This window comes from Pirellulales bacterium (assembly GCA_035939775.1).
Lineage (GTDB): Bacteria > Planctomycetota > Planctomycetia > Pirellulales > DATAWG01 > DASZFO01.
This window is the reverse complement of record DASZFO010000209.1, coordinates 1-7830: the sequence shown is the minus strand read 5'-3', so window position 1 is coordinate 7830 and position 7830 is coordinate 1. Positions and strand designations below refer to the sequence as shown.

6 protein-coding genes are annotated in these 7830 nt (G+C 62.1%); 3 read left to right on the top strand and 3 right to left on the bottom strand.

The window, feature by feature from the left end:
• The first annotated feature begins 143 nt into the window (after positions 1–143).
• Positions 144–1250 carry a fatty acid desaturase gene (locus VGY55_13270; GenBank protein ID HEV2970936.1) on the top strand — a complete coding sequence of 369 codons (1107 nt, stop codon included), beginning with the start codon at positions 144–146 and terminating at the stop codon, positions 1248–1250.
• Between the two features lie 520 nt (positions 1251–1770).
• Positions 1771–2997, top strand: coding sequence for a fatty acid desaturase (locus VGY55_13265; GenBank protein ID HEV2970935.1), 1227 nt, complete (start codon positions 1771–1773; stop codon positions 2995–2997).
• 15 nt (positions 2998–3012) lie between these two features.
• On the opposite strand, the gene VGY55_13260 is transcribed toward VGY55_13265, so the two are convergent.
• The 3 genes from VGY55_13260 to VGY55_13250 form a co-directional block, all read right to left on the bottom strand.
• A complete protein-coding gene (locus VGY55_13260; protein ID HEV2970934.1) occupies positions 3013–4152 on the bottom strand; it encodes a GNAT family N-acetyltransferase in 1140 nt (379 codons plus the stop codon).
• A 237-nt stretch (positions 4153–4389) separates the two neighbouring features.
• Entirely contained in the window at positions 4390–5895 is a 1506-nt protein-coding gene (locus tag VGY55_13255; protein ID HEV2970933.1) for a TolC family protein, read from the bottom strand.
• A gap of 307 nt (positions 5896–6202) precedes the next feature.
• Entirely contained in the window at positions 6203–6526 is a 324-nt protein-coding gene (locus VGY55_13250) for a hypothetical protein (protein ID HEV2970932.1), read from the bottom strand.
• A gap of 117 nt (positions 6527–6643) precedes the next feature.
• Here VGY55_13250 and VGY55_13245 point away from each other — a divergent pair.
• Positions 6644–7830 (top strand): HAD-IC family P-type ATPase (locus VGY55_13245; protein HEV2970931.1); only part of this gene is annotated, 1187 nt, incomplete at its 3' end.

Below are 7830 nucleotides of genomic sequence, written 5' to 3'. Positions count from 1 at the left end.
AGTAGGTCAGGCTTTCCCCTTCGGGTCTGAGCCTCAGGGTCGAAGACAGCCTGACGGAATCGCGGCTGACTCCAACGGCAGGGCTGTCAGGCTGGAAAGCCTGACCTACTCACCTGTCAGATTCGAAAGCCTGACGAACTTCCATGATTGAACTCGAAGAAGAACAGCAATCCACCGCTTCGTTTTCGCTTGCCGAAACTCGGTACATCGTGCGCGATCTGTTCGATCCCAATCCGTGGATTTATTGGATCGATTTCCTCGTGTCGCTGGGTTTGGGATATCTCGGCTATGGGCTGGTCCGCAAGGTACCGGCGTGGTCACTTGCGCAGATCGCTCTCTTCGTCGGTTCCAGCCTGTGCTTATATCGGGCGGCGCTGTTCATCCATGAGATCGTCCATTTCCGCAGCGGATCGTTTCGGGCCTTTCGGGTGGTGTGGAATCTGGTCTGCGGGATTCCGCTTTTGCTCCCTTCGTTCACCTATTACACGCATCTCGACCACCATCGCCGCAAGCATTTCGGCACCAAGCAAGACGGCGAGTATCTGCCGCTGGGGCATCAATCCGCCTGGGCGATCTGGTTCTATCTGTCGCAGAGCTTGATTATCCCCGGCCTGGCTGTGGTTCGCTTTATGCTGCTCACGCCGCTCACTTGGGTTTTTCCTGGAGTGCGACGCTGGGTGCATCAGCGGGCCTCTTCGCTGGTGATGGATCCGAGCTACGTTCGACCGCTGCCGGCGCGCGACGTGCTGCGCGTCTGGCGGATGCAAGAGCTGGCGTGCTGCCTGTTTTGCTGGGCCGTGGCGGTCCTGTTGATCCGCGGGACGCTGCCGGGGGCGAATCCGAATGCCCCGTTTCCCGTTCTGCGCGGAGTGTTGCCGTTGGGATTCTTGGCGCAGGTCTATCTGACGGGCGTGGTGGTCGTACTGATCAACTCGATTCGCACGCTGGGAGCGCATCGGTTCTTCAACGATGGCCGCGAGATGACCTTCGTCGAGCAGTTGCTGGATTCAGTGAACTATCCGCGGCGACCGCTCTTGACCGGTCTTTGGGCCCCGGTCGGTTTGCGTTTTCACGCCCTGCACCACCTCTTCCCTTCGCTGCCATACCATAATTTGGCGGCGGCCCACCGGCGGCTAATGGCCGAATTGCCCGCCGATTCTCCCTATCGCGCGACCGAAGAGACAAGCCTTTGGAGCGCCCTCGGCCAGCTATGGCGAATGGCTCGGCACACGAATCAGCCGGCCCAGTAGCGAAATTCGCCACAATTACGGTCCCGACGCTCAGTAAACGCGAGTTCTGGCGAATTCGACTACCACTCTGCGAGAGGGTGCGGCGTTCTTAATTCGCGACCGCGATGCCTTCTAGCGCTGTCGCCCCGCTTTGCCCTATTCGCGCTGCCCGAAATCCTCGCGTGATCGATCAAATCGCGCGTTTTTGCCGTCGACTGGCGCGGCTGGTTAAACCCTGCCGATTGTTCCTGCCGCCGCCCGCCGCAAGTGGTGCCGGGGCGGCTGTGAATCTGTACGCGGCATGGCGGATTTGCCGATGAGAACTGCGAAGCACAGCGAACGGAGAATTTCGCGACCGCCACGGGACGAACCGCTTGAAGACCGCCCCGCGAGTGATTATTGTCTTTAGTGACGGACCGACGCGTTGGCGCCAAGTGAAGGGGCCCCTCCGGTCGCTCGCGGAAAGCGGCACGATGGTTGCACGGCGGCGAGTGCTTCCCCAATCGAATTCAGTCCGTCAGATTCACAGGATGCCGCATCCATGTCGAGCAGTCCCACGCAGGTCGGAGCGAGTCCGGCCGGGTTGACCGCCAGTTCCGCCGGCCTACCGATCGTCGCGCCGCGGCCAACCGTTGAATCCCGCACGGACCGCAATTCGATCGCACCGAAATCGCCGCCGAGCGCCGCCGGCGACTCGAGCGGCGAAGAGCCGGAACGGGCCGCGGGCACTTTCTCGTTCCGCGAGGCGCGGCGGATTCTGGGCGATCTGTTTGTCCATCGAGCCGCCATCTACTGGGCCGACATGCTGCTGACGCTCACGATCGGCTACGGTTTCGCGATCGTTTACTTCCGCGCGCCGGCGTTTTCGCTGTTGCAGATTGCCAGCTTTCTGATCGCGGGGTTCGCGCTCTTCCGGGTCGGAAGTTTCGTCCACGAGATCACGCATTTGCGGCAAGGAGAGTTGCTGGCGTTCCGAATTGGTTGGAACTTGCTGGCGGGCATTCCGATGCTCATGCCGTCGTTCTTTTACGAGAACCACATCGACCATCACAACAGCCATCGCTACGGCACGATTCGCGACGGCGAATACCTTCCGCTCGGAAACGGATCGCGCTGGAAGCTGCTCTGGTTTTGGCTGCAAGTGCCGCTGTTGCCGATTTACATTTATGTCCGGCTGTTGGTGGTCGCGCCGCTTTCGTTCCTGTATCCGCCAATGCGGAAATGGGCGCTCGAGCACATGTCGTCGTTCGTGATCAACTTCCGCCATCGGCTCGAAGTGCCCCCTTGGGCGCCGCGGAAGGCCTGGGCGGCGCTGGAAATGGCTTGCTGCCTGCGGGCGACAGTCATCCTCGTCGCAATCACGGCCGGGTTTCGCCCCTGGACCTACGGCCTGCAACTGTATTTCTTGGCGCTGCTGACGCTCGGGCTCAATTATGTCCGCAACATGGTCGCCCATCACTATCGCAACGCGGGAGAAGAAATGACGTATCTCGAGCAGCTTGAAGACTCGGTGAACATCACGGGCGGCCCGATCTTCACCGAATTGTTCTTCCCGCTCGGCCTGCGCTTCCACGCGCTGCACCATCTGTTTCCGTCGCTGCCGTATCACAACCTGGGCGTGGCGCATCGCCGCTTGATGGCCGAGCTGCCGGCGGATTCGCCCTATCGCCGCACCGTGTACCCGAGCTTTTGGGCGGTGATGCGCGAACTCTGGACCGACCGGTCACGAGAGAAAAACCGCGTCGAGCCGTCGGCCGAAGCGGCGTAGGGTCATCTTCGCCGCTCAATCCCGATCGAAGATTCGGTAGGTCTTGCTGAGCTTGGCGCCCCCTTTTTCCAGGCCGCCGCGCGAGAGGGTATTGCTTTCCAACACCCAGGAGAATTCGGCCTCCTCGATGCCCCATTCCTTCACTTTCGGAACGAGTGCGTTGAGCAGGACCAGCCCGATCCCCCAGCGTTGATACTCGGGCACGACGTTGGCGCTGATGATTCGCATCCGCCTGAGCGCGCGGCGGTTGCTCAACAGGCGAATGAAGCCGAATGGAAACAGCCGGCCGTCAATCTGCTTGATCCGCGGGTTGTAGTCCAGCAAACCGAACACCACGCCGATCGGCTGGCCATCGACCTCAGCCACTTGCGACAACTCGGGCACGATCATGTGGCGCATCTGGCTCCCGAGATGCCTGACCTCGGCGGGCGACAGGGGAACAAAGCCCCAAGTGGCCCCGAGCGATTGGTTGTAAATGTTCAAGAACATGTCCAGTTCTTCGCGGAACCGCGACTTGCTGATCGGCCGCACTTTGACGTTAAATCGCTCGGCAGCTTGCAGGCAAATCTGCAAGAGCTTCGGGTCGAGCTTTTCGAGCATGTCGAAATGGCCCCAATAGGCGTAGAGGTCTTGCGCCTTTTGAAAGCCGGCCCCTTCGATCAGCCGCCCGTAGTAAGGCTTGTTGTACGTCATCATGAAAAACGGCGGCGTATCGAAGCCCTCGACGAGCAGGCCGCATTCGTAGTTCAGCGATGGATTGCACGGCCCGCGAATCTGGCGTATGTTCCGCTCGACGAACCAGCGCTGGGCCGCCTCGAAGAGCGAATCGGCCACCTCCTGATCGTCGATCGATTCGAAGAAGCCGAAGAACCCGCGCTCTTCCTTGTGCCGGCGATTGTGGGCGTGGTTCACGATGGCGGCGACGCGCCCCACCGGCCGGCTTTGGCGATAGGCGAGAAACGTCTGACATTCGGCGTCTTGATAAAACGGATGCCGGTGGAAGCCGAGCAGCCCCCGTTGATCGAACAACAACGGCGGAATCCAGTTTGGATCGCCCGCGTAAAGGCTCCACGGGAGAAGCAAGAACTCCCGGCGCTGCCGCCGAGTGGCGACCCGTTCCACGTTCAATTCCGACGCGACCGCCGACACGCTCATCAGGTTCCCCATGGTTTCCCGCCGAAACCACCGAATCTAGTCGCGATCCGAGTGGGAATCAAGGCGGGATTGGCGAACGACAGGTCCTTGCACTCGTTCAAGTTGAAGAATTCTCGTTCGCATCAGGGTGGCCGGGGCTGGAGGCGCCGCCGAAGCCCCGGCGGGCCCGCGAACTGGGGCTTCCCTTCGGTCCAGCCCCGGCCATCCGCGGATCCGAACGGGAATCAAGGCGCCGTGCTACGGCCGCGGGCCGGGAGGGATGGTTTCGGGCGGCGCGGTGGCCGGAAGCGGTCCGCCTGAGGCTCGTTCCAATTCGGCCAGCCGGCGGTGATAATCGGCCAGCGATTCTTCGCGCTTCTCGCGCAGCATGACCAATTGTCGATCGGCTTCAATGAGCCGCAAGAAGTCGATCTTGCCCGCCGAATAGTTGGCTCGGGCCGATTCGAGGTTCTGTTCGGCCACGGGCATGATGGTTTGGCCGTAGAGTTCGATCGTGCGGCGGCTTTCGACGACCTGCTGATAGGCGGCCTCAACGTCGCCGTGGATCTCGTCGAACTTCGCTTCGTATTCGGCCCGCCGTTGGTTGGCGCGGAATTGAGCCTCGCGAATCGCGGCCCGCCGCCGCTCGTTGTCGAGCGGAACATTGAGATTCACGCCGACCATCGGCGCCAATTGCCGGTCGGCATGTTGCCAGAAACCGTCGTAACGGCCCACCACGTCGAGATCGGGGTAGTAATCGCTTTCCGCAATTGCCACAGCCGTTTGCTCCGCACGCAGCTTAGCGCCCAGGGCCATCAGATCGGGCCGGCGCTCGGCAGCCATTTCTTGCACCATCGCTAGCGGCGGTTCCGAAGCGGCGGCTGGCAACCGGCTCGGCGACGGAGGCAAAGCGCGATCGACTGGGCGGTGCAAGAGTGTGTTGATCCGCGCCGCCGCCACGCGATCCATCCGCTCCAGCTCGAATTTCCGCCGACGCAGATCGCTCAACTCCAAATCGGCTTGCAGGATGTCTTGCTGTGTTACCAGATTAGCGCGGTACTTCGAATCCGCGTCGTCGCGAAATCGCTGCGTGAGCCGCAGCCCCTCGGCATTCAATTCCAGATCGCGGCGGACGAGATAGTAGTCCAACAACGCCATCTTCGCCGATTCGACCAATCGCAATTCAGTTTCATCAACATCCGAGCGCGCGGCGGAGGCCTCGGCCTGGGCCTGCTGGCCGCGAAGCTGCCGCTTGCCATGCCAAGGGATCTTCTGCGAGCCCTCGATCATCCAGGCCACGTCGTGCGTCGGATCGCCGAACGTGCCGGGGCCCATCGCCAGTATGAGCATCGGGTCTTCGAGCGAGACGACCTGCGGATATCGCTCGGCCGCCGCCTGCCAGGCCGACGTCATCGCCTCGAGCGACGGATTGCGCCTCAGCACCTCCGCCACGAGCGGCCCTGGCTCGAGTTCCGTTTGACCGGCAAAGAGATCGTCGGCGTCAGGGGGACAAGCTGCCGCTGCGGATTGTTTCAGGAACGCGACGGGCCGCACCGTGGGCGTCGGCTGCGGTGTTGGAGTTCCGCCTTTAGGCGGCATGGACTGCGCGAGCAACGGCCGTGGACTTTCCATGCCCATACGGGGCTGATCGGCGGCAAGCTGGACGGTGCCATTTGTGCCCGCGCCGGTCTGGCATCCGCTAGCGCAGCACAGGCCGAGCAGATAGATCCCCGCGGATCGTCGCAATTGCCGGAGCAGCGACACGAACGTCCCTCCTTGAACTGCCGACGGATTCTATCCAAAGATTTCGCAGATTGACACAGATTTGAATGGTGCGGCCGCAGTCGGCCGCCGACCTCCAGACCATCTGTGTAAATCCGTGAATTCTGTGGATTTCATCTTGGGAACCTGCGCGCCGAGTAACAAATCGCGCGTTTCTGCTGATTCGCCTCCTCGCTGAAATCGGCACTCGATGAAAAGCCACGCAATTGTTTTCGGCGGAATCGCTAAACCTTGCCGAAGCGGCAGAGTCCGCGAGCGCGGTGGCCATTAGGTCGAAGCCGCTAGGCGGCTATAATTGTGCGACTCGACGCACTTTAGCAGGGTTGCCGCTTACAATCATCCGGGGAACGGTGCGATGAACGATCCAAAGAACACCCCGCCCGGTGCAGCCGGTCTTCCAATCTTGCAGGTTGGCCAGACCGAGGAATTCCGCGATCCGGTTTGCGGGATGAAGGTCGATCCCGCGCGTCCCGCCGCTACTTTGGAGTATGGCGGCCGCAAGTACCTGTTTTGCAGCAAAAAGTGCGCGGAGAAATTTCAGCAGAATCCGGATCAATATATTGGTTCCGACGCTGGCAGCGTCGGCCACGGTCATACGGATGCGCCGAACCAAAACCCGGCCCTCGTTCAACCGCGATTACCACAGCCCGCGGACGTTGAAGCCATTTATACCTGCCCAATGCACGCAGAAGTGCGACGGCCGCAGCCAGGCTCTTGTCCGAAATGCGGGATGGCGCTGGAGCCGGTTTCGCCGCCGAAAGCGGCAGCGAGAACGCAATATGTCTGCCCGATGCACCCGCAGATTGTGCGCGATGCGCCGGGTTCGTGCCCGATCTGCGGGATGGCTCTGGAGCTGCGCACGGTAACCGCCGCCGAGGACGCCAATCCAGAACTCATCGATATGAGCCGCCGGTTCTGGGTGAGCGTCGCGCTAAGCGTGCCGCTGGTCGTGATCGCGATGGCCGACGTGATCGCCGGCAGGCCGCTCGACCGGCTCCTCAGCCCGGTCGCAGCGCAGTGGGCCGAGTTCGCCCTGGCGATCCCGGTGGTGCTATGGGGCGGTTGGCCGTTTTTCGTCCGCGGATGGGCGTCGATCGTCAATCGCAGCTTGAATATGTTCACGTTGATTGCGATCGGCGTCGGCGTGGCGTTTGTTTACAGCGTGGCGGCGCTGCTCGCGCCTTGGGCGTTCCCGTCTGCGATTCGGATGAAAAGCGGGCTTGTGCCGGGTTACTTCGAGGCGGCGGCGGTGATCGTCACTTTGGTTCTCTTGGGGCAAGTTCTCGAACTCCGCGCCCGCAGCCAGACGAGCGCGGCGATCAAATCGCTGCTCAGTTTGGCGCCCAAGACGGCGCGGCTGGTGCGCGACGACGGCACGGAATCTGACGTGCCGCTCGAGAGTGTCCAGCGTGGCAATCGGCTCCGCGTGCGGCCCGGCGAGAAAGTGCCCGTTGATGGCACGGTGCTGGAAGGCTCCAGCGCCGTTGATGAATCGATGGTCACGGGCGAATCGATCCCCATCGAGAAGCACGCGGGGGATCGCGTAATTGGGGGCACGGTGAATGGCACCGGCGGATTTGCCATGCAGGCCGAGAAGGTTGGGAGCGAAACGCTGTTGGCTCAAATCGTCGAAATGGTCAGCGCCGCGCAGCGCTCGCGGGCGCCGATCCAGCACTTGGCCGATACCGTGGCGGCTTACTTTGTGCCGGCCGTGGTGCTTGTGGCGGTGGTCACCTTCATCGCGTGGGGCGCCTTGGGCCCGACGCCGGCGCTGGCCTACGCCGTGGTCAATTCGGTCGCCGTGCTGATCATCGCCTGCCCCTGCGCGCTCGGGTTGGCTACACCGATGTCGATCACCGTCGGCGTCGGCCGAGGCGCGTCGGCCGGGGTGCTGATCAAGAACGCTGAGGCGCTCGA